This is a genomic window from Streptomyces changchenzhani (assembly GCF_039766235.1).
Classification (GTDB): domain Bacteria; phylum Actinomycetota; class Actinomycetes; order Streptomycetales; family Streptomycetaceae; genus Streptomyces.
In genome coordinates this window covers 108,735-132,021 of the sequence record NZ_JBDHNH010000011.1, presented here as the reverse complement: position 1 = coordinate 132,021, position 23,287 = coordinate 108,735, and the positions used below count along the sequence as shown (strand labels likewise).

14 protein-coding genes and 1 pseudogene are annotated in these 23,287 nt (G+C 70.4%); 1 reads left to right on the top strand and 14 read right to left on the bottom strand.

The annotated features are described in order from the left end of the window. Positions 1 to 38: 38 nt before the first annotated feature. The 9 genes from ABCR94_RS30770 to bldG all read right to left on the bottom strand — a co-directional run bounded on the left by ABCR94_RS30770 (position 39) and on the right by bldG (position 15,057). Positions 39 to 1,253, bottom strand: a complete 1,215-nt coding sequence (locus tag ABCR94_RS30770; RefSeq protein WP_347123810.1) for a DNA polymerase III subunit delta' — start codon at positions 1,251 to 1,253, stop codon at positions 39 to 41. A gap of 255 nt (positions 1,254 to 1,508) precedes the next feature. Then, positions 1,509 to 5,039 carry a dTMP kinase gene (gene tmk, locus ABCR94_RS30765; protein ID WP_347123808.1) on the bottom strand — a complete coding sequence of 1,177 codons (3,531 nt, stop codon included), beginning with the start codon at positions 5,037 to 5,039 and terminating at the stop codon, positions 1,509 to 1,511. Between the two features lie 216 nt (positions 5,040 to 5,255). After that, a complete protein-coding gene (topA, locus tag ABCR94_RS30760; RefSeq protein WP_347123807.1) occupies positions 5,256 to 8,141 on the bottom strand; it encodes a type I DNA topoisomerase in 2,886 nt (961 codons plus the stop codon). A 201-nt stretch (positions 8,142 to 8,342) separates the two neighbouring features. Next, positions 8,343 to 8,540: a hypothetical protein gene (locus tag ABCR94_RS30755; RefSeq protein ID WP_347123806.1), complete on the bottom strand. Its 198-nt coding sequence runs from the start codon at positions 8,538 to 8,540 to the stop codon at positions 8,343 to 8,345. A gap of 308 nt (positions 8,541 to 8,848) precedes the next feature. Continuing rightward, positions 8,849 to 10,408, bottom strand: coding sequence for a DUF7059 domain-containing protein (locus ABCR94_RS30750; protein WP_347123804.1), 1,560 nt, complete (start codon positions 10,406 to 10,408; stop codon positions 8,849 to 8,851). A gap of 210 nt (positions 10,409 to 10,618) precedes the next feature. Continuing rightward, positions 10,619 to 11,197, bottom strand: a complete 579-nt coding sequence (locus tag ABCR94_RS30745) for a small secreted protein (RefSeq protein WP_347123803.1) — start codon at positions 11,195 to 11,197, stop codon at positions 10,619 to 10,621. A 227-nt stretch (positions 11,198 to 11,424) separates the two neighbouring features. Continuing rightward, complete coding sequence (locus ABCR94_RS30740) at positions 11,425 to 13,845, bottom strand: sodium-translocating pyrophosphatase (protein WP_347123802.1); 2,421 nt, start codon at positions 13,843 to 13,845, stop codon at positions 11,425 to 11,427. Between the two features lie 306 nt (positions 13,846 to 14,151). Then, entirely contained in the window at positions 14,152 to 14,610 is a 459-nt protein-coding gene (locus ABCR94_RS30735) for an ATP-binding protein (RefSeq protein WP_347123800.1), read from the bottom strand. Positions 14,611 to 14,703: 93 nt separating this feature from the next. Beyond that, a complete protein-coding gene (gene bldG / locus ABCR94_RS30730; RefSeq protein ID WP_093799810.1) occupies positions 14,704 to 15,057 on the bottom strand; it encodes an anti-sigma factor antagonist BldG in 354 nt (117 codons plus the stop codon). Between the two features lie 81 nt (positions 15,058 to 15,138). On the opposite strand from bldG, the gene sftH reads away from it, so the two are divergent. Then, a complete protein-coding gene (gene sftH, locus ABCR94_RS30725) occupies positions 15,139 to 17,955 on the top strand; it encodes a DNA 3'-5' helicase SftH (RefSeq protein ID WP_347123798.1) in 2,817 nt (938 codons plus the stop codon). A gap of 83 nt (positions 17,956 to 18,038) precedes the next feature. On the opposite strand, the pseudogene ABCR94_RS30720 reads toward sftH, so the two are convergent. The 5 genes and pseudogenes from ABCR94_RS30720 to ABCR94_RS30700 form a co-directional block, all read right to left on the bottom strand. Next, positions 18,039 to 18,239: pseudogene (locus ABCR94_RS30720) on the bottom strand (Rv3654c family TadE-like protein); the annotation flags it as partial. A gap of 194 nt (positions 18,240 to 18,433) precedes the next feature. After that, on the bottom strand, positions 18,434 to 18,829 hold the full coding sequence (locus tag ABCR94_RS30715; RefSeq protein WP_347123796.1) for a TadE family type IV pilus minor pilin: 396 nt from the start codon (positions 18,827 to 18,829) through the stop codon (positions 18,434 to 18,436). A gap of 498 nt (positions 18,830 to 19,327) precedes the next feature. Continuing rightward, on the bottom strand, positions 19,328 to 20,647 hold the full coding sequence (locus ABCR94_RS30710) for a UDP-glucose dehydrogenase family protein (RefSeq protein WP_347123794.1): 1,320 nt from the start codon (positions 20,645 to 20,647) through the stop codon (positions 19,328 to 19,330). 72 nt (positions 20,648 to 20,719) lie between these two features. Next, a complete protein-coding gene (locus ABCR94_RS30705; protein ID WP_347123792.1) occupies positions 20,720 to 21,160 on the bottom strand; it encodes an NUDIX domain-containing protein in 441 nt (146 codons plus the stop codon). A gap of 28 nt (positions 21,161 to 21,188) precedes the next feature. After that, entirely contained in the window at positions 21,189 to 22,955 is a 1,767-nt protein-coding gene (locus ABCR94_RS30700) for an asparagine synthetase B family protein (protein WP_347123791.1), read from the bottom strand. Positions 22,956 to 23,287 lie beyond the last annotated feature (332 nt).

Genomic DNA, 23,287 nt, shown 5'->3' with positions numbered 1-23,287 from the left:
GGCGGGCTGTCGGCCCTCCCGCCCCCGCCGGCCCGCCGTCAGCCCGCCCGCAACGCCACCGTCATCGACTCCACCGCGAGCAGCGGCGCCACGTTGCGGTCCAGCGCCTGGCGGCAGGCGATGATCGCCTCGATTCGGCGCAATGTGCGCTCGGGGGTCGAGCTCTGCGCGATGCGGTCCAGGGAGTCCCGTACGTCCTCATTGGCGAGGGCGACCCGCGAGCGGAGCTGGATCGCGAGCACGTCGCGGTAGAAACCGGTCAGGTCCGTGAGGGCGAGATCGAGCGTGTCGCGCTGCGTACGGGTCGAGCGGCGCTTCTGGCGATCGGCCAGCTCCTTCATCGCTCCCGCCGTGCCACGCGGCATCCGGCCGCCCTCCGAAGCGCCCAGCGCCGCCTTCAGGCCCTCGGTCTCCTTGACGTCCACGTCCTCGGCGACCTGCTTGGCGTCCTCCCCGGCCGCATCGACCAGCTCCTGCGCCGCCTTGAGGCAGCCGCCGATGTCGGCGACCCGCATCGGCAGCTTGAGGACGACGGCGCGGCGGGCCCGCGCACGCTCGTCGGTGGCCAGGCGGCGGGCGCGGCCGATGTGGCCCTGAGTCGCGCGGGCAGCGGTCGCCGCGGCCTCGGGGTCGATGCCGTCGCGCCGGATCAGCACATCGGTGACGGCCGCGACGGACGGCGTGCTGAGCGTGAGATGGCGGCAGCGCGAACGGATCGTGGGGAGCACGTCCTCCAGGGACGGCGCGCACAGCAGCCAGACCGTACGGGGAGCGGGCTCCTCGATCGCCTTCAGCAGCACATTGCCCGCGCCCTCCGTGAGGCGGTCCGCGTCCTCCAGGACGATGATCTGCCAGCGGCCGACCGCCGGGGAGAGCTGAGCGCGCCGGACCAGGTCACGCGTCTCCTTCACACCGATGGAGAGCAGGTCGGTGCGGACGATCTCGGCATCGGAGTGGGTGCCGATGAGCGTCGTATGGCAGCCCTCGCAGAACCCACAGCCCGGCGCGGCGCCCAGTGCGCGGTCCGGGCTCACGCACTGGAGGGCGGCGGCGAAGGCGCGGGCCGCGGTGGAGCGCCCGGAGCCCGGTGGCCCGGTGAACAGCCAGGCGTGCGTCATCTTCGACACGAGCGGGGCCTGCAGGACCCCCGTCCGGTCCTGCACGGCGGTCACAAGCGCGTCGGCGTCGCGGGCGGCGGCGGCAAGCTGCGTCTGGACACGCTCCTGTCCGACCAGGTCGTCCCATACCGTCATGATGCTGCCGCCTTCGCCCCGCGCTGGTGTGCGCTCGCCGATCAGTGTCCTGTGATGCCGACCGTTCTCATGGTCGGCTCCCATTGTGGGCGACGGGACTGACAGTCGTCACCCACGGCGGTCGCCTCAACGTACGAACTCGACGTACGACGACGTACGACGACGTATGAACGGCTCACGGAGGACGCACAAAAACGTCGGGCGAGCCTGAGAAATCAAGCCCGCCCGACGCTTCGAACCGCGTTCCTGGAACCCCTACCGGCGGCCCTTGCCCTTACCGCGCCTGCCTTCGCTCTCGTCGTCGCTGTCGCTGTCGCGTTCGCCGAGCAACTCGTCCGCCAGGGTCGGCAGATCGTCGAGCGGAGTCTCCTCCGCCCAGTCCGAGCGCCGTCGCGGGCGAGGCGTCGGGCCGGACGCCGGACGCCCGCTCTCCGGGTCGAACTGCGGCAGTTCGCGCGTACGGTCGTTGCCCTGCTGGGCGGCGCCCGGCGCGTCCTGCTCGTCCCGGAAGAAGCCCGGCGGCACTCGGTCCGACGGCTCGTCGGCAGGCCGTGCGTCCCGTACGGGCGGCAGCACCGCCGTCTCGTCGGCGGGGCCGGAGGGCCGGGGAGCCGTGTTCCGTACCGGCGGCAGCACCGTCGTCTCGTCCATCGCGCCCGGCGCACCAGCCGCACCCGAAACGTTCGGGACCCGCGGCAGCACCGTCGTCTCGTCCGTCCCGGACGGCGCGGCAGCGGACGGCGCCTTGTCGGAGCGCGTCCTGCCGACAGGAGCCTTGCCGGACGGCGCCCTGCCCGAGCGCGTCCGGTCGGCCGGGGTCTTCTCCGCCGGTGCCTTCGCCGCCGATGCCGACCCCTCAGAAGCCCGGCCCTCAGAAGCCTGCCCCTCCGACGCCTTGGCCGCCGGTGTCCTATCCGCCGGTGTCCTGTCCGCCGGCGCCGCGTCCCGCTTGCTCATGTCGAGCTTCGGCACCGTCTGTGTCACCTCGTCGGCCCGGACGGCCGGCATCGGGACGACCGGCGTGTTCAGCGTCGTCTCGCTGTCGCTGAGAGCCGGAGCCGGGGTCGAAGCCGGAGCCGGAGCCGGAGCCGGGGTCGGGGTCGGGGTCGGGGTCGAAGCCGGAGTCCGGATCGGAGCCGGAGCGGGCGGCGGCGTAGGTGCCTTCGCCGCTTCGGCGGCCGCCGAAGCCATCGCCGCCGCCGCGGACGCCGCCGCAGCCGCCTCCGCGAGGCGACGCGCCTCTTCCGCCCGCAGCAGCGCCTCTTCCGCCCTGCGCTGCTTCTCGCGGCGGCGCTCCTCCGCCTCGGCCCGCAGCCTGGCCTCTTCCTCGGCCTGCTTGCGCAGCCTGTCCTGCTCGGCGGCCCGCGCCTTCGCCTCGGCCTCGCGGCGCAGGCGCTCCTCCTCCGCGAGCCGGCGGGCCTCCTCGGCGCGCAGCCTGTCCTCCTCCGCCTGCCGTTCGGCCTCGCGCTGGCGCGCCTCTTCGATCTCGCGGCGCTTGCGCGCCTCCTCCTCGGCACGGAGCTTGGCGAGCTGCTCCTGGCGCTCACGCTCCAGCCGCTCCTCCTCCGCCTTGCGCGCGGCCTCTTCCTCGGCCTTGCGCCGCACCTCTTCCTCGGCGGCCTTGCGCGCCTTCTCCTGAGCCTTCACCTCGGCCTCGGAGAGCGGCAGCAGCTGGTCGAGACGGTGACGTACGACCGTGCTCACCGCCTCCGGCTCCTGGCCGGCGTCCACCACCAGGTAGCGCGCCGGGTCGGCCGCCGCCAGGGTCAGGAAACCGTGCCGCACGCGCGCGTGGAACTCCGGCGGCTCCGACTCCAGTCGGTCCGGCGCCTCCGTGAAGCGCTCCCGCGCGGTCTCGGGGGACACGTCGAGCAGCACCGTCAGGTGCGGTACGAGTCCGTCGGTCGCCCAGCGCGAGATACGGGCGATCTCGGTCGGCGACAGGTCACGGCCCGCGCCCTGGTAGGCCACGGACGAGTCGACGTACCGGTCGGTGATCACTATGGCGCCGCGTTCCAGCGCGGGCCGTACGACGGAATCGACGTGCTCCGCCCGGTCGGCGGCGTACAGCAGTGCCTCGGCGCGGTTCGACAGACCGGCGCTCGACACGTCCAGCAGAATCGAACGCAGCCGCTTGCCGATGGGCGTCGCGCCCGGCTCGCGCGTGACAACCACCTCGTGGCCCTTGTTACGGATCCACTCGGCGACCACCTCGACCTGGGTGGATTTGCCGGCCCCGTCACCGCCCTCCATGGCGATGAAGAAACCGGTGGCTGCGGGCGCCTGGTCCGGGTCGCCGCCGCGCAGTGCCTCGCGCAGGTCGCGGCGCAGTGTCACACCCTGCCGGTCGTCCGTCTTGGCGAGGACGATGGCAGCGACGGGCAGCAGCAGCGCGCCGACGAGCATCAGGGTGAAGGCCGCGCCGCCGTGCGCGAAGACGAATTCGCCGCTCGCCAGACGCTGCGGCCCGATGGCGGCGGCCAGCAGCGGGGCCGCGACCGCGCCGAGGGCCATGGAGACACCCACGACGGCCTGCAGGTGTTCGGTCGTACGCGCCCGCCGGAAGTCCTCGGTCTCCTGGTCTATCAGCGTGTGCCCGGTGTTCGCGGCGACGCCGGCCGAGAAACCCGCGAGCAGGCTGATGAAGAGCACGGTCGCCGTGTCCGGCACCAGGCCCATGGCGAGCAGCGCGACGCCGGTGACGGCGATCGCCAGAGACAGCAGCCTGCGCCGTGACAGCGTGGGCAGCACCTTCTCAGCCTTGCGGATGCCGATGACCGTGCCACCCGTCAGGGCGACGAAGAGCAGGGCGAAGGCAACAGGGCCACCGCCCAGGTCGATGGCGTGCAGTACGGCGACGGCAGCGGCCGCGGCGACAGCCCCGGCGACAGCGGCGCAGGCCAGGACGGTGAGCGGGATCGCGCCCGTGCGTCCCCGATCGATGCCGGTGCCGGTCTTGGGACGGCGCAGACCCTCCAGGGGGGAGCGCGCGCGGGGCGTCTGCACGCCGGGCAGTTCAAGGAAGTACAGCGTCGATACGGACGCCGCGAAGAGGCCCGCGGCGACGTACGAGCCGAGGGCTGCCTGATGCAGTGAGAACCAGTCGATGCCGGTCCCCAGCAGATTGCCGACCAGCGTCGCCAGCAGAAGCACGGCGCCGGCGGCGGGCAGGGCGACGAAAGTGGTACGGAGAGAAAGTCGACGCAGCGCGTCGAGGTGGTCGGGCAACGGGCGTACGGTCGCGCCCTCTGCGGGCGGTGTGGGCATCAGGGCGGGGGCCGCGCCCTCCTTGCAGACCGTCCAGAAACGCTCGGCGACGCCGGCGACGAAGACGGTGATCAACAGGAGGGCCTGGGCCCTGTCCGGGGTCCAGTCGATCCACAACGGTGCGACGACGAACAGGGCGAGCCGCAGCCCGTCCGCACCGATCATGGTCCAGCGGCGGTCGAGCGGTCCCGAGGGCGAGGTCAGTGAGGAGACCGGGCCCAGGAGTACTGCTCCGAAAAGGAATGTGGCAAGGATCCGAGCCCCGAACACCGCGGCGACCGCAAACGCCGCACCGCGGTAACCACCGCCGAACGACCCTTCCGAGATCGCCACCTGAAGCGACAGCAGCAGAAGCACGAGGAGGGCGAGGGCATCGCCGATATTGCCGACGAGCTGCGCGCTCCACAACCGCCGGAGCGGTGGGATGCGCAACAGGGCTCGTACGGCTCGCTCGCGTGAGTCTGCGGCTAGTGCGTCGGAGGTGGGGCTCACGACCGTTGGCTGCTCGGCTCGCGTCATCCGCCCAGCCTATCCGGAGCCCGCCGATCCCCGGAGGCCGCGCCCGAACATACGTCTGCACGCGCGGTCGTACGGGCCAGGTGCGGGAGGACATACAGGTCGGTCCCCGACACCACGAGGGTGCCGGGGACCGACCCGAACGAGATCACGGAGATCCTGTCCGCGGAACTACTGTCCGCGGAGAGCCCGTCCGCGTAACTCCCGATATCTCCTGGCTCAGTCGTCGGACGAAGCCGCCGTCGCCTTCGCTGCCGTCGCCTTCTTCGCCGGGGCCTTCTTGGCGGTGGTGGTCTTCGCCGCCGTCTTCTTGGCCGCCGTCTTCTTCGCCGCGGTCGCCGTGGTCGCCTTCTTCACGGCGGCCTTCTTGGCCGGAGCCTTCTTCACGGCCTTCTTCTTCGACGGGCCCTTGGCGCGCTTCTCGGCGAGGAGCTCATAGCCCCGCTCGGGGGTGATCTCCTCCACGCTGTCGTCGGTCCGCAGCGTCGCATTGGTCTCGCCGTCCGTGACGTACGCACCGAAACGGCCGTCCTTGACGACCACCGGGCGCTCGCTGACCGGGTCGGTGCCCAGCTCGCGCAGCGGCGGCTTGGCTGCTGCCCGGCCCCGCTGCTTGGGCTGGGCGTAGATCGCCAACGACTCGTCCAGCGTGATCGAGAAGAGCTGGTCCTCGGTCTCCAGGGAGCGCGAGTCGGTGCCCTTCTTCAGATACGGGCCGTACCTGCCGTTCTGCGCGGTGATCTCGAAGCCCTCGGCATCGACGCCGACCACACGCGGCAGCGACATCAGCTTGAGCGCGTCCGCCAGCGTCACCGTGTCCAGGGACATCGACTTGAACAGCGAGGCCGTACGCGGCTTGATCGCGTTCTTGCCGGTCTTGGGGGTGCCCTCGGGCAGGATCTCCGTGACGTACGGGCCGTAGCGGCCGTCCTTCGCCACGATCTGGCGGCCCGTCTCCGGGTCGGCGCCCAGCTCAAAGTCGCCGCTGGGCTTGGCCAGCAGCTCCTCCGCGTACTCGACGGTCAGCTCGTCGGGCGCCAGGTCTTCCTGCACATCGGCGCGCTGGTGGTCCTCCGCGCCCTTCTCGCCGCGCTCCACGTACGGGCCGTAGCGGCCGACGCGCAGCACGATGCCGTCGCCCACCGGGAACGAGGAGATCTCGCGGGCGTCGATCGCACCGAGGTCGGTGACGAGCGCCTTGAGACCGGCGAGGTGGTCGCCCTGACCGTTGACCGCGGTGGTCGTGGTGGCCGCGTCGCCGCCTCCGGCGCCCACGCCGACACCGACGCCGGCGCCCGCGTTCTTACCGTCGCCCTCACCGAAGTAGAAGCGCCTCAGCCACGGAATGGGCTGGGCCTCACCGCGTGCGATGCGGTCGAGGTCGTCCTCCATCCGGGCCGTGAAGTCGTAGTCGACGAGCCGGCCGAAGTGCGTCTCCAGCAGGTTGACCACGGCGAACGACAGGAAGGACGGCACGAGGGCCGTGCCCTTCTTGAAGACATATCCGCGGTCGAGGATCGTGCCGAGGATCGAGGCGTACGTCGAAGGGCGGCCGATCTCGCGCTCTTCGAGCTCCTTGACCAGCGAGGCCTCGGTGTAGCGGGCCGGCGGCTTGGTGGCGTGCCCGTCGACCGAGATCTCCTCGGAGGAGAGCGCGTCGCCCTGCTCGACCTGCGGCAGCCGGCGCTCGCGGTCGTCCAGCTCCGCGTTCGGGTCGTCGGCGCCTTCCACGTAGGCCTTCATGAAGCCGTGGAAGGTGATCGTCTTGCCGGAGGCGGAGAACTCGGCGTTGCGGCCGTCGGAGGCCTGGCCGCCGATCTTCACCGTCACGCTGTTCCCGACGGCGTCCTTCATCTGGGAGGCGACGGTGCGCTTCCAGATCAGCTCGTAGAGCCGGAACTGGTCGCCGCTGAGGCCGGCCTCGGCAGGCGTGCGGAAACGATCACCCGAAGGACGGATCGCCTCGTGCGCCTCCTGCGCGTTCTTGACCTTCTTGGCGTACGTGCGCGGCTTCTCCGGCAGGTAGTCGGCGCCGTACAGCTGCGTGACCTGGGCACGGGCCGCCGAGATCGCGGTGTCGGAGAGGGTCGTGGAGTCCGTACGCATGTAGGTGATGAAGCCGTTCTCGTACAGCTTCTGCGCGACCTGCATGGTGGCCTTGGCCCCGAAGCCCAGCTTGCGGGAGGCCTCCTGCTGGAGCGTCGTCGTACGGAACGGGGCGTACGGCGAGCGGCGGTACGGCTTCGACTCGACGGAGCGCACGGCGAACGACGTGTCGGCGAGGGCGGAGGCCAGCGCTCGCGCGTTGGCCTCGTCGATGTGCAGGACGTCGCTCTTGAGTTTGCCCACGGAGCTGAAGTCGCGGCCCTGGGCGACACGCCTGCCGTCGACCGTCGTCAGGCGGGCGACCAGAGTGGACGGATCGGAGGCGTCACCGATGCGTCCCGTGGAGAACGTGCCGGTCAGGTCCCAGTACTCAGCAGAACGAAACGCCATGCGCTCGCGTTCCCGCTCGACGACGAGACGGGTCGCGACCGACTGGACGCGGCCGGCCGAAAGCTTCGGCATGACCTTTTTCCACAGGACCGGCGAGACCTCGTAGCCGTAGAGGCGGTCGAGAATCCTGCGGGTTTCCTGGGCGTCGACCATGCGCTTGTTGAGCTCGCGCGGGTTGTCGACGGCGGCCTTGATCGCGTCCTTGGTGATCTCGTGGAAGACCATCCGGTGGACCGGGACCTTGGGCTTCAGGACCTCTTGGAGGTGCCACGCGATGGCTTCGCCCTCGCGGTCCTCATCGGTGGCGAGGAAGAGTTCGTCGGACTCCGCGAGGAGTTCCTTGAGCTTCCTGACCTGGGCCTTCTTGTCGGCATTGACGACATAGATGGGCTGGAAGTCATTGTCGACATCCACGCCCAGACGGCGTACCTCGCCGGTGTACTTGTCGGGCACCTCCGCGGCACCGTTCGGGAGGTCGCGGATGTGCCCGACGCTCGCCTCGACGATATAACCGGGGCCGAGGTAGCCCTTGATCGTCTTCGCCTTGGCGGGCGACTCGACGATGACGAGTCGGCGGCCGCCGTGTGCGGTCTCGCTGGTCGGGGACAACTTGGCTCTTCTCTCCGGTCGACACTCGGTGGTCCGTACGTGACGCTGCGGAGTGTGACGGTACAACCCGCCCCCGTGTCAAACGGTAAAAGCCCGCAACGGCCACTCGAACGGTAACCCGACTCCCGGCATTCCTGCCGCCCGGACCGGCCGACCGGTTCTGCGACGCCCCCTCGGAGAGCCTGTGTGGACCTCTTCCGATCAGATCCGGCCGAAACACCACACACCGAGACCGACGAAAACCACGCCGAACAGGGTCGCGAGCGCGAAAGAGGCCACAGGGCTCACGCCGTACGCGACCGGCGCGCGATGCAGCACACGCGCCCCCGTCCACCACAGCAGACCGGCCCCGAACAGGGCAAACGCCGTACCCGTGAAAATCGCTGGCCCGTTCTCCATCCCCGCACCCCTCACCGCTCAGCTTCTCTGCTTCCCGAACGGTGAGGCTGGCACTCCGGGAACACCGCCCGGCGTCGTGGGAGCGAACTGTCGGTGAACGGCGCAAGGGCGGCACAAGGAAGCGCGGGGGTGGACACGGGAACGGGAGTGGACGCGGTGAACGGGAGTGGACAGAGGGCCACAAAGGATCGGACATAACGGGGCGAGAATGGGCATGAGGGTCAGAGCGGGCGGCGGGGGCGCGAGCGCGCAGGGCAAGGTCAGCGCCGGGCCGCACAGGGACCCGCGCACAGCCCCCGCCGTACCTCCTATCGCCTGTGCCCGACCTGCCCCAGCGGCCCCAAGGTGCTTCCCAGCGGTTCGAGGAAGCCCTGCTCGACCAGCAGCCGGATCGCGTCGGGCGTACGGTCGCGCAGCAGCACCGGGTCCTCGCCCAGGAGTTGACCGATGGCGTCGAGGATGCGGCCGGCGCTCAGCGAGCCGTCCGAGACTCCCGCGAACCCCGCGCCGACCGTGTCCACCTTCGTCGCGCGTCGCATGCCGCGGTTCTGACGCAGCACCACGTACTCGGGGTCCTCTGCGCCCGGCAGCCCGATCTGCTCCTGGACGACCTCGTCGGCGAGCTTGAAGTGGTCGGCGAGCAGCGCCGCGTCGTCGTGCGTGCGCAGATAGTCCTGGCGCTCGAAGTGGGCCCGTACGACCGGGCCGAGCGGCTGCTCGACGGGGTGCGGCCACTCCTCGATGGTGACCGACGGGAACTCGGCGCCGGACTTGCGCAGCGCGATCCAGCCGAAGCCGACACTCTTGGTCTTGCGGGCCTCGAACTCGTCGAGCCAGGCCTCGTAACGCGCCGCGTACTGGGCCGGGTCGGTGCGATGGTCGCCGCCGTCGCGCAGCCACAACTCGGCGTACTGCGTGATGTCCTGCACATCGCGCTGCACGATCCACGCGTCGCACCCGCGCGGCACCCAGGAGCGCAGCCGCTCCTGCCAGTCCTCGCCCTCCACGTGCTGCCAGTTGGCGAGGAACTGCGCGTATCCCCCCTCGTTCAACCGCTCTCCCGCCTGCGACACGAGCGTGCGGCACAGATCATCCCCGCCCATTCCCCCGTCGCGGTATGTCAGGCGGGCGCCCGGCGAGATCACGAAGGGCGGGTTGGACACGATCAGGTCGTACGTGTCGTCCCCCACCGGGTCGTACAGCGAGCCCTCGCGAAGATCGGCCCCTGGCGCCCCGGAGAGCGCGAGCGTGAGCCGTGTGAAGTGCAGGGCGCGCGGGTTGAGGTCGGTGGCGGTGACCCGGGTGGCGTGCTGCGCGGCGTGCAGCGCCTGGATACCGGATCCCGTGCCGAGGTCAAGGGCGCTGGAGACGGGCGTACGCACGGTGATTCCGGCGAGCGTGGTGGAGGCGCCGCCGACCCCGAGGACCACAGCCTCGTCGCGGGTGCCCGCGCCGCCGGCGCCGCCGACCGCCCGGCCCAGGTCGGAGACGATGAACCAGTCCTGGCCCTCGTCCCCGCCGTACGGCCGCACGTCCACGGTGGCCTGCACCCCGTCCTGTACACAGTCCTGCGCGCCGCCGGCCTCACGCACCAGCCAGCCGTCGGCCAGGCACTGCTCCAGGGGCAGCGCGACGCCGGCCAGGGCTGCCGGCACCGGCTGCTGGAGCAGGAAGAGCCTGACCAGCGTTTCGAGTGGGGTGTCACCCCGGGTGGCCCGCAGCGCGGGCACGGTCTCGCTGCGCGCCAGGGCGGCGTACGCGGGCGCGCCGAGCAGGTCGAGGAGCCCGTCGGCGGTGAAGGAGGCGGCGATGAGCGCCTCTCGGAGGCGGGCGGAGCTTTCGGGCGTGGGAAGGCTGGGCGTACTCACCCGCCCATTGTCACCGCTCGCACCGACAAAAGCCGCGTGGCCCGGCACCCTCTCGGGGATACCGGGCCACGCGGCCACTTTGTGCACACGCCGTGAAGCGCGCCGTAGTAGACGCCGTCACGACGTACGGCGCATGTCGTCGTGCACGCCGTCACAACGCACGGCGCGCGCCGTCGTGCGCGCCGTCGTGCGCGCCGTACGCCTCCGCGCCTACGCCTTGGCAGGCGCCGAGGGCTCGCCGGACTTCGCCTTCTGACAGCCCGGCTGCTTCCCCATCGCCGTGCCGACCTCGCCGGACTGGAGCTTCTGCAGGGCGTCGTCGCCACTCTTGCTGATCTTGTTCAGCTCGTCCGCGATGCCCTTGAGGCCGTCCGCGAACTTCGCCTGGTCCTTGGTGTCGAGCGCGTCGACCTTCTTCTTCAGACCGGCGTACGCCGCCGAGGAGGCGTTGAGCTCCTTGGCCGCCTCCTGCTGCGTCTTGTCGCCCCCGTCGACGGGCGGGGCGCCCGCCTTGTCCACGGCGCCGCCCATCGCCCTGTAGGCCTCCGAGATTTGCTGGAACGCGGCGGAGTCCGTCTTCTGGACGTCCGCGGGCTTGCTGTTGTCCGCGGTCTGCTTCTGGATCGAGGTGTTGGCGTCCGAGATCTTCTTCAACTGGGGCTGCACCTGGTCGCAGACCGACTTCGCCCAGTCGTTCACCTTGTCGTCACTGTCGTCGCTGCTGCAGCCGGACAGTGCCATTGTCAGTACCGCACCGCCGGACAGCGCGGCCGCAAGCTTCTTGTTCACCGGATGGGTCCCTTCCAAGGCTCTCGGCCCCGGAACATACACGCCGAACGGGCGACAACCGCATGCCGTACGTCCGTTCCATCATATATTGAAGCCATTTGCACCAAGGGAGAGACAACTCACGGCAAATCTCCGGCCTGACTCCCGGCGCGGGAATGGGCGGGCGCCGCGCCAAAGCGCTTCGCCCGCCCACTTTTTGAGCAGGTGTTACCGGTGTGCTGTCGGTGCTACGAGACCACCCTGGCGGAAGCCACCGGGGGGTCCGCGGGCTTGGGCACCCGCCCCGACTCACTGCCGGAGTTGTCGTCGTCACCCACGGCGATCCCGCGCCGCTTGGAGATGTACACCGCACCGACGATGACGACGATGGCGACGGTCGCCATCAGCGCCCGCAGACCGGCGCTGGCGTCGTCGCCGTAACTGAACTGAACGACCGCGGGGGCGATGAGGAGCGCCACCAGGTTCATCACCTTCAGCAGCGGGTTGATCGCCGGACCCGCGGTGTCCTTGAACGGGTCGCCGACCGTGTCGCCGATGACGGTCGCGGCATGGGCGTCGCTGCCCTTGCCGCCGTGATGACCGTCCTCGACGAGCTTCTTGGCGTTGTCCCACGCGCCACCGGAGTTGGCGAGGAAGACGGCCATCAGCGTGCCGGTGCCGATGGCGCCCGCGAGGAACGAACCGAGCGCGCCGACCCCGAGCGAGAAACCGACCGCGATCGGCGTCAGCACGGCGAGCAGACCCGGTGTGGTCAGCTCGCGCAGCGCGTCCTTGGTGCAGATGTCGACGACGCGGCCGTACTCCGGTTTCTCCGTGTAGTCCATGATCCCGGGGTGCTCGCGGAACTGCCGCCGCACCTCGTAGACCACCGCGCCCGCCGACCGGGACACCGCGCTGATCGCCAGCCCCGAGAAGAGGAAGACGACCGCGGCGCCCAGCATCAGCCCGACGAGGTTGTTGGGCTGTGAGATGTCCATCTGCAGGCCCAGCTCGCTCGCCCTGGCGCCGACCTCTTCGCGCGCCGTCGCGATGGCGTCCTTGTACGAGCCGAAGAGCGCCGCCGCCGCCAGCACGGCGGTGGCGATGGCGATGCCCTTGGTGATGGCCTTGGTGGTGTTGCCGACGGCGTCCAGGTCGGTGAGCACCTGCGCGCCCGCGCCCGTGACGTCCCCGGACATCTCCGCGATGCCCTGGGCGTTGTCGGACACCGGCCCGAAGGTGTCCATGGCGACGATGACACCGACGGTGGTGAGCAGCCCGGTGCCGGCCAGGGCCACCGCGAAGAGGGCGAGCATGACCGACGTACCGCCGAGCAGGAACGCCCCGTACACGCCCAGGCCGATCAACAGCGCGGTGTAGACGGCGGATTCCAGGCCGATGGCGATACCGGCGAGTACGACGGTGGCCGGGCCGGTGAGCGACGATTTGCCGATGTCCCGGACGGGGCGCCGGGTTGTCTCGGTGAAGTACCCCGTGAGCTGCTGGATGAGAGCGGCCAGCACGATGCCGATGGCAACGGCGACGAGTGCGAACACCCGCGGATCGCCGCTGTGGCTCTGGACGACGGCGTTGGTGACGCCGTCCAGTTCGGCGTACGAGGACGGCAGGTAGACGAAGACGGCCACCGCCACCAGTACGAGGGAGATCGCCGCGGAGATGAAGAATCCGCGGTTGATGGCGGTCATGCCGCTGCGGTCGCTGCGGCGCGGGGCGACCGCGAAGATGCCGATCATCGCCGTGATCACGCCGATCGCCGGAACGATCAGCGGGAACGCGAGGCCCGCGTCGCCGAAGGCGACCTTGCCCAGGATGAGCGCGGCGACGAGCGTCACGGCGTACGACTCGAACAGGTCGGCCGCCATGCCGGCGCAGTCGCCGACGTTGTCGCCCACATTGTCGGCGATGGTCGCGGCATTGCGCGGATCATCCTCCGGAATGCCCTGTTCGACCTTGCCGACCAGGTCGGCGCCGACGTCGGCGGCCTTGGTGAAGATGCCGCCGCCGACCCTCATGAACATCGCGATGAGCGCGGCGCCGAGTCCAAAGCCCTCCAGCACCTTGGGTGCGTCGGCCGCGTAGACGAGGACCACGCAGGAGGCACCGAGCAGGCCGAGGCCCACCGTGAACATGCCGACCACGCCGCCCGTACGAAAAGCGATCTTCATCGCTTTGTGCGAAACCGCCGTCAGATCCTTTTCCGGCTCGCCCTCCGCCGGAGTTGCTTCACGCGCGGCAGCTGCCACACGCACATTGCTTCGTACGGCGAGACGCATGCCGAGGTAACCGGTCGCCGCCGAGAAACCGGCACCGACCAGGAAAAACACCGAACGTCCGGCACGCTGCGACCAGTTGTCGGCCGGGAGCAGCAAGAGCAGAAAGAACACCGCGACGGCGAAAATGCTGAGGGTGCGCAACTGCCGGGCCAGATAGGCATTCGCGCCCTCCTGCACGGCCGCCGCGATTTCCTTCATCTTTTCGGTGCCTTCGTCGGCCGCCAGCACCTGGCGTGTCAGCACCTGGGCCATGACCAGTGCCGCCAGCGCCACCACGGCGATGACGATCACGATGAACCGGTTCCCGTCGGTCAGTACCGCGGCCGCGAGAGTTGATGGGTGATCTAGCTGGTGTGAGGTGAAGAGCCCCGCCATTCGTCCTCCTTGACGCTCAGCGCTCAAGATGTGGACGGATTGTAGGTAGCGGAACCTGATCAAAACAGGGTGCCGCAATCAGAATTGACCTTCAGTTGCTCATCAGCAAATGATCATCTTCCCGAAAACTCCCCGAAGGCGGTAATGGGGCAAACGCATTCACGATCCCCGAATGATCTACCCGCGAAGATCAAGAAAGACGGGCGAGAGTCCGGAAGAAGATCCAGAAAAACAAGAAGGCCCTGCTCAGCAGGGCCTCTTGGAAAAGAAGAACCGAATTGGTCAAGCGCGGCGGAGAGGGAAGGCTCAGGGAAGTACGACCGCCGGTGTCTTCGGCCACGTCATGCGGATGACACCACCGGACTCGTCCGAGGTGACCTCCACATCGTCGACAAGTCCACTGATGACCGCCAACCCCATCTCGTCCTCACCGTCGGATTCGATGTCGGAACCGTCCGGATCGGCGGCGCCACGTGCCCCGGGAACCGCCCCGGAAGCCCCAACGCCGCCCGAAGCGGGCACCTCGTCCCCGACCTCGATGGAGAACGCCTTCTCCTCCTCGGTCAGCACGACCCGGACCGGAGCCGAGATGCCATTGCTGCGATGGAGTCCCACCGCACGGGAGCACGCTTCGCCGACCGCGAGGCGGACTTCGTCCAGCACCGCCTCATCCACCCCGGCCCTGCGCGCCACGGCAGCCGCCACGAGGCGTGCCGTCCTGACGTGCTCGGGCTGGGCGCTGAAGCGGAGTTCAACGGTGGCCATGCGATCCCCCTCGGACGTACGAGCGTGCTTCGCAAGGGCCCGGGCCATCAGCCCGGTACCCCTGCCTTGCCTTCCGGGTCCTGCCGGAAGCCGTCAGTCTGTAGCTGCGACGGCTTCGTCGACCGAGGTGTGGATGGGGAACACCTTGGTCAGACCGGTGATTCGGAAGATCTTCAAAATGCGCTCCTGGTTGCAGACCAGGCGCAGCGAGCCCTCATGGGCACGCACTCGCTTCAAGCCACCCACGAGCACGCCGAGCCCGGTGGAGTCGAGGAAGTCGACGCCCTCCATGTCGACAACCAGGTGATAGCTGCCGTCGTTCACCAACTCGACCAACTGCTCGCGCAGCTTGGGCGCGGTATACACATCAATCTCGCCACCGACCTCGACGACCGTACGGTCGCCACCAGGTCCGGAAACATTGCGAGTCGACAGGGACAGGTCCACGGATCCTCCAGCACCTTGCTATCGAGCGGCCGCCCCCCTGAGGTCTCCCCGGCGGAGCCAGAGGACGGAAAGCCAGCCGCGATGGCATTCAATCACTTACCAGCGGGCATGTACGACGCCTTGGGACCATTGTCCTTCATGCCGGTGACACACTCGGTGCCGATGGCCAAGAAACACCACCCCAGTCGACCTCCGGAGAGCATGGGCTCGCGCCCCTCTCCCCGTACGGTCCTCGACCGGCTCGCCGCAGGCGGGAGCCGGGCTACGCGCATCACTCATACGGAGCACTTGCCCCCCAGAGCGGGTCGTCATGCAGTCTGGCCCGACCGCATCCGCGCGGAAGTGATCGCGGCCATCCAGTCCGCCGGGATCGAACACCCCTGGACGCACCAGGCGGACGCCGCCGAGCACGCCCTGGACGGCGAGTCCGTCGTCATCGCGACCGGCACCGCGTCGGGCAAGTCCCTGGCCTACCTCGCCCCCGTCCTGTCCGCCCTCCTCGACGGCTCCGAGGCCCCCAACGGGCGCGGTACGACCGCCCTGTACCTCGCCCCGACCAAGGCCCTCGCCGCGGACCAGCGCCGCGGCGTGAAGGCCCTCGCGGCGCCCCTGGGCAATGCCGTGCGCCCCGCGGTCTACGACGGCGACACCCCGGTCGAAGAGCGCGAATGGGTACGTCAGTACGCCAACTACGTCTTGACCAACCCGGACATGCTGCACCGCGGGATACTCCCCTCCCACCCCCGCTGGGCCTCCTTCCTGCGCGCCCTGCGCTTCGTCGTCATCGACGAGTGCCACACCTACCGCGGCGTCTTCGGCTCGCACGTCGCCCAGGTCCTGCGCCGACTACGCCGCCTGTGCGCCCGCTACGGCGCGAATCCCGTCTTCCTCCTCGCCTCGGCCACCTCCGCGGAACCCGCCGTCGCCGCGGGCCGGCTCACCGGCCTCCCCGTCAAGGAGGTCGCCGACGACGCCTCCCCGCGGGGCGAGCTGGTCTTCGCCCTGTGGGAACCGCCCCTCACCGAGCTGCATGGCGAGAAGGGCGCGCCCGTACGACGGACCGCCACGGCGGAGACCGCGGACCTGCTCACCGACCTGACGGTGCAGGGCGTGAGATCCGTGGCGTTCGTACGCTCCCGGCGCGGCGCCGAGCTCGTCGCCCTCATCGCCCAGGAACGCCTGGCCGCGGTGGACCGCTCGCTCCCGCGGCGCGTCGCCGCCTACCGCGGCGGCTACCTCCCCGAGGAACGCCGCGCCCTGGAACGCGCCCTGCACTCCGGCGAGCTCCTGGGCCTCGCCGCGACCACCGCCCTCGAGCTCGGCATCGACGTCTCGGGCCTGGACGCCGTGATCATCGCCGGATACCCCGGGACCCGCGCCTCGCTCTGGCAGCAGGCGGGGCGGGCCGGGCGGTCGGGCGAGGGCGCCCTGGCGATCCTCGTCGCCCGCGACGACCCCCTGGACACCTACCTCGTCCACCACCCCGAGGCGCTGTTCCGGCAGCCGGTGGAATCCACCGTCCTTGACCCGAACAACCCCTACGTCCTCGCCCCCCACCTGTGCGCCGCCGCCTCCGAGCTCCCGCTCACCGAGGCCGACCTGGACCTCTTCGGCCCGGCCACCGCCGAGCTCATGCCGCAGTTGGAGGCCGCCGCACTGCTGCGCCGCCGCGGCAAGTCCTGGTACTGGACCCGCCGCGAACGGGCCGTCGACCTCACCGACATCCGGGGCGAGAGCGGCCGTCCCGTCCAGATCGTCGAGGCGGTCACCGGCCGGCTGCTCGGCACGGTCGACGCGTCCGCCGCCCACGCCTCCGTCCACGACGGCGCCGTCCATCTCCACCAGGGCCGCACCTACCTGGTGAAGCACCTGGACCTGGAGGACCCCCACGGCGCCGTCGCGCTGGTCGAGGAGGCCAACCCGCCGTACTCCACGACCGCCCGCGACACCACCGCCATCTCCGTCCTGGAGACCGACACCGAGATCCCCTGGGGAGCGGGACGGCTCTGCTACGGCTCCGTCGAAGTCACCAACCAGGTCGTCTCCTACCTGCGCCGCAAGCTCATCACCGGCGAAGTGCTCGGCGAGACCAAACTCGACCTCCCTCCCCGCACCCTGCGCACCCGTGCGGTGTGGTGGACCGTCACCCAGGACCAGCTCGACGCCGCCCGCGTCAATCCTGAGCACCTGGGCGGAGCACTGCACGCCGCCGAGCACGCCTCCATCGGGATGCTCCCGCTCTTCGCCACCTGCGACCGCTGGGACATCGGCGGCGTCTCCGTCCCGCTCCACCCGGACACCCTGCTGCCAACGGTCTTCGTGTACGACGGCCACCCCGGCGGCGCGGGCTTCGCCGAGCGGGCCTTCCACACCGCCCGCGAATGGCTGACCGCCACCCGCGAAGCCATCGCCTCCTGCGAGTGCGAAGCGGGCTGCCCCTCCTGCATCCAGTCCCCAAAGTGCGGCAACGGCAACGAACCCCTGAACAAGCGCGCCGCCGTCCGCCTCCTCACCACCCTCATCGCGGGTGCGCCGGAGGTGCGTGCGCCGGGTACGGCGGAGGGGGCGGATGGGCCAGGGGTGCGTGCGCCGGAGGTATCGGGTGCGGCGGGTGGGCCCGGGAGGCCGGGCTCGGCGGAGGTACCGGATGCCTCGGAGGTACGGGATGCTCCGGAGGCGCAGGACGCTGCAGGGGTGCCGGGCCCTGCGGGGGGGCCGGATGCCTCGGAGGCGCCGGAGGTGCGGGACCCTGCGGGGGTGCCGGACGCGCAGGGCTCGGCGGAGGGGCCGGCGTCGGCAGCGGGGCCGAAGCGGCCGGAGGCGGCGGAGGACCCGCGGGGGCGGGACGGCGTGGGCCCTTCGGAGCCGCTGCAGGCCCCTGAGGCGCCCTCGGAGTGAGCCCGGCGGCTTATGGGGCCCGCGGGACCCGCGCGGGCCCTGACCGCCACGCTGTACGGCCCCACGCCCGCCTCCGCCGTGACGTCGGAGATCTCCCCGCTCACCACGCAGCTCACCAGGCGGGTTCTTTGCGCGGCTGCCACACCCGCCGCCTCGCCGCAGGCCGCGGTCTGCCCGTGTATCCACTGGTCGGCCGCCGCCAGTGCGGCCAGGTCCGCGGCGCCACCCGCCCGGTGGCGGGCCAGCGTCGCCTGTCCCATGGCCAGCACCCCCGCGAAGACCACCCCCAGTACGGCGACGGCCACAACCGCCCACACCGCGGCCGACCCCTGATCACCCCCGTCCCGCAGCCGGCTGCCGATCCCGGCACCCACTTGGCCATCGGACCTCCGCCCCCTGCCCCCGACCGCATCCCCGCCCGACGCCCCGCACCTCCCAACGCTCCCCCCGTCCCCTCCGGTGCTCCTCCCTGGGCTCCTCACGCCGCCACCCCCACGGTCTCCTCGGCCAGCGCGACCGCCTCGGCCCGCAGCCTCAGCGACAGCCCGCCCAGTCCCGGCGCGGGGGCTTCCACCGCCACCCGCACCCGATCGCCCTCCTTGCCGATCGTGACGACCGCGCCGCGCGGCGCCGCGTCCCTGGCCGCCGCCACCGACGCGCCCTGCGGCTCCTGCCTGGCGACCGCCCGCGCCCCGGCCCTCGCCGCGTCCACGCACTGGATCTGCGCGGACGTCGCCATCAGCGCCCAGACCAGCGCCATGGTGAACAGCACCAGCGTCGGCACCACCACGGCCGCCTCCGCCGTCACATAGCCACCGTCCGCCCGTGCGTGCCCGCACCGACCGGCCCCCGCTTCAGCCTCAGAACGGCACATTGAGCGCCCTCCCGACAACCGACTCCAGGGCGGCCTTCACCACATCGCTCGTGACCACTTTTGTAGGTTCCGCGCTTCGGTGTCCAACGGCACCGCTGCAACCAGCAGGGCATCGGCGTTCCACGTTCGTGTCCACCGAACGCGTTCCGCAGAACGTGTCCAATCCTCGGCTCTGACGGCGCAGCGACGATCGAGCCCGGCGGAGGCAAGTGGGTGGACCTGCGATTACGCAGAACCGCGTCCAATCGGCCAGCCGTTGGACACGGCGGCGAGGAATTGGACACCGAGCTGCGGAACCTACAACTTTGTAAAGCACCGCCGCGAAGGCGCATGCCGCACCGCTTATCTATGGTTGTCAAGTCTTTAGGCTGTTCAGAGCCGTGCTTAGTGCTCAGGGACGTTAGGCACGTTGCTGGGCGATCGGCTCCCGGCTGTGTGAAACGGAGGCAGCCCCGGCTGCCCTGGTCGAGGCTGCCGGGGCTGCTTGCCGACGATTGTTCAGGGGCGGCCCAGGGCACGGACGGTCCAGCCTGCTTCGCGCCAGCGATCGGCGTCGAGGGTGCCGCGGCCGTCGATGACCTTCGGGCTCGCGGCGCGGTTGGCGAGTCGGTGGGGGTCGATGTGGCTGAACTGTGCCCATTCGGTCAGGTGAAGTAGTAGGTCGGCGTCCTGGACTGCGGCGATCGGGTCGTCGACGTAGTCGAGCTCGGGGTGTGTCTTGCGGGCGTTGTCGAGGGCCTTGGGGTCGGTGACCGTGACGGTGGAGCCGAGTTCGTGGAGCTTGTGGGCGACGGCGAGGGCGGGCGAGTCGCGGATGTCGTCGGTGTTCGGCTTGAAGGCGGCGCCCCAGACGGTGATCCGCTTGCCTGCGAGGTTGCCGTCGAGCTGTTCGCGGGCGAGGTCGACCATCCGTTCGCGGCGCCGGTTGTTGATCGCGTCGACCTCGCGGAGGAACGTCAGTGCCTGGTCGGCGCCGAGCTCGCCCGCCCGCGCCATGAAGCCCCGGATGTCCTTGGGCAGGCAGCCACCGCCGAACCCGAGACCAGGGCGCATGCCGCGGCGGCCGATGCGGGCGTCGTGGCCGAGGATGTCGGCGAGCTGGTCGACATCGGCGCCTGCGGTCTCGCAGACTTCGGCCATCGCGTTGATGAATGAGATCTTCGTGGCCAGGAAGGAGTTCGCGGAGGCTTTCGCGAGTTCGGCGGTGGCCCAATCGGTGACGATGGTCGGCGTCCCCGCTTCGGTGATCTTCCCGAAGCACTGCCGCAGGACGGCTTCCGCCCAGGAGTGCTCGGTACTGAAGCCGAGGACGATCCGGTCTGGGCGGAGGGTGTCCTCGATGGCGAACGACTCGCGCAGGAACTCCGGGTTCCAGGCGACCTCGATCTTCTCGCCCGCTGGTGCGTACTCGCGCAGGATTTCAGCGACGCGGGGTGCGGTGCCGACCGGGACGGTCGACTTGACCGCGACCACGGCCGGGCCGTGCAGGCGGGGGGCGAGCTGGCGGACGGCGCTGAAGAGGTGGGTGAGGTCGTAGGCGTTCTCGCCGGCCTGCTGCGGGGTGCCGACGCCGATGAAGTGCAGGTCGCCGTGGGCGGCGGCTTCCGCGTAGGAGGCGGTGAACTTCAGGCGGCCCGAAGTGGTGTGCTTGGCCAGCAGGTCGTCGAGGTCGCGTTCGAAGAAAGGGGCTTTGCCGGAGTTGAGGGTGTGGACCTTGTCCATGTCGGCGTCCATGCCGAGCACGTCGTGTCCGAGTTCGGCCATGCAGGCCGCGTGGGTGGCGCCGAGGTAGCCGCAGCCGATGACGGTGAGCTTCATGAGCGGGTGTCCTTCCAGGTGGGGCCGCCTGCGGCGGCCCCACCCCTCCCCGCCCGGAAAAGGGCGGGGAGATCAGGCGGGCCGGGCGGCCAGATAGCGGTGGATCCCGTCACGGATGAACGGCGGGATCGTGAGAATGTGCAGGTGTTCGGGGGCGAAGAACTGGAGCTTGACGCCCTCGGCGAGCGGCAGTTGGGTCTCGTCGCCGTCCCAGCTGCCACAGAAGAACGTGATGACCTGACCGGATCCGTGGATGTCGCGGATCTCGAAGAGTTCGGCCAGGTCGGCGACGGTCAGGCCGGCTTCTTCGTCGAGCTCGCGGACGATCGCGTCGGCCGGGGATTCGTCGCCGTCCGCGCCGCCTCCCAGCAGGCTCCAGTGGTCGGGCCAGGCGATGACGCCCGGCAGGTCGTCACGCAGGTGGAGAAGGAGTTCGCCGCGCCGGTTGGCGATGACCGCGACCGCTCCGCGGGCGGTGGACGACTGTGGGGAGGTGGTGGTGTCGGATTGCATCCGACCACCGTAGTAACGGAGTTGGAGATCATGCGGCAGCCCTCACCGTCTGATCCGAAAACCAGGCGGCTGCCATCAGGGCCTGCATCCGGGTGCGGTCGAACCGGCCGCCGGGCTTCAGCCCGCCCTCCAGCAACGGCCGCCAGGCCACCGGTGCGTCGATGAGCGCGGTGCGGATCTGGTCATCGGCCCAGGCGCCGAGGGGCCCGTTGAGCCATGCGGGGACGGGGCTCGCGAAGCCGAGCTTGTCCCGGCTGCCCCAGACCTCCCGCGGGAGCCCCAGGGCCTTCGCCGCGTCCCGCAGGATCCGCTTCCCCGCGGCCGGATCAGCGATCTTGTGCTCAACCGGCAGCCGGTAGGACAGCTCCACCAACTCGCGGGCGAGGTAGGGCGACCGGCGTTCGAGGCCGTAGGCGGAGGCGAGTTTGTCGCTGGTCATCACCAGCGGCCGCCAGGCCGTGGCCAGGTCGGCCAGCGTCAGCGCGCGGGCCAGATCCCCGCCGGCCCGGCTCATCGCACTGCCGACCAGGTCGCGGATCCGCCCCTCAGGGTCGGGGCCGCGCAGAACGAGCCGGGTGACTGCCTCCGCCGGGTCCAGCCGCTGTCCGGCGGAGTGCATCAGCTTCGCGGCCAGCGGCCGGTATGCCTCCAGCCCCGCGGCCAGGACGGCGTCGGCGCCGAAGAGGACGAGCGCGTGACGGACGTAGCCCATCAGGAACTCGTCCGGCCCCAGCCCGCCGACGACGACCTTGAGACCGAGGTCGGACGCCTTTCGGTAGGCCATGTACTCGGAGAACGTCGACGCGTTGCCCATCGGATAGTCCAGGGCGGAGACCATGTGCGGCAGCACCGTCGTGAAGTCCGCCGTGTCCGGCTCGACCACGATCAGCTCGGCGCCGATGTCACGGGCGACCGTGGCAGCGATCTTGGATTCGTCGAGGCGGTCCTGGCCGGGGTAGCGGACGGTGATGCAGACCGGCGGCCGCATCAGGTAGGCCAGCGCCGAGGAGTCCAGGCCGCCCGATAACAGCAGGGCGAAGTCGCCTGACGGGGCCCGCAGCGGGACCTGCTCGGCCAGCACGACCGAGAACCGGGCCAGGGCCTCCTTGTAGGTGCCCTCGAACGGCTGCCGGTTCTCCAGCGACCACCAGGTGTGCTGGTCGAGGGAGCCGGTGGCGGTGTCGAAGGCCATCAGGGTGGCGGGGGCCAGCAGCTGGATGCCCTGGAAGGGTGTGTCGGCGCCGGTCGGGGTCTCGATGGCGACCATCTCGGGCCGCAGGACCGGCGGGGCACTGCCGTAGCCGGTCAGGGTGGTGACCTCGGAGGCGAACGCGAGCCGGCCGCCGTCGAGGCGCCAGTAGAGCGGCTTCTCGCCGAGCCGGTCCCGGGCGAGGAACAGCTTGCGGATGCGCGGGTCGTAGACGGCCAGGGCGAACATGCCGTCCAGGCCGTCCAGGCAGGACGGGCCGATCTTCGCCCAGGCCCGCAGCAGGAAGTGCGCGTCCGACTCGCGGGCGGCAAGCGGGATGCCCCAGGCTTTCGCCTGCTGGCGGAAGTTGTAGATCTCGCCGTTGAATGCCAGCAGCACCCCGGTGGGGCGGTCGAGGTAGGGGCCGGGCATGGCCTGCGGGTCGACGATCAGCAGCGTGTTCATCGCCAGCACCGCCCGCCCGTCGATCGAGGCGGCGTGCATCGTGCCGTCCGGTCCGCGATGGGCCTGCGAGAGACCCATCGCGCCGACCGTGCTCTCGTGCCGGGAGGCGTCGCCTCCGGCCAGTCCTGCGATTCCGCACATCTGGTTCACCCCCGAGGGTGGTTGGGATGCCTGGCGGCGGCCACCGCCGGAAGGAGGTTGTTCCGGTTCCGGCGGTGGCCTGGACCCTCATCACACCGGTCGGCGGTGATCGCGGGGAGGGCTCGCAGGGGGGCTCACAACTCGCATGCGCGGTTCACTGCGAGCCGTGAAGGCAATACCCTCGGTGACCCAGCACACGGGAATCACGTACGGACGAAGATGCTCCACTGCCGTCGCGTACCACTGAACGTACTCAGCGGCGTACGACTTCCGGGTTCCGGCCAGTGCGACTTTCCGTGTGCGCGACGCTTAAGCAACTGGTCAGGGGGACG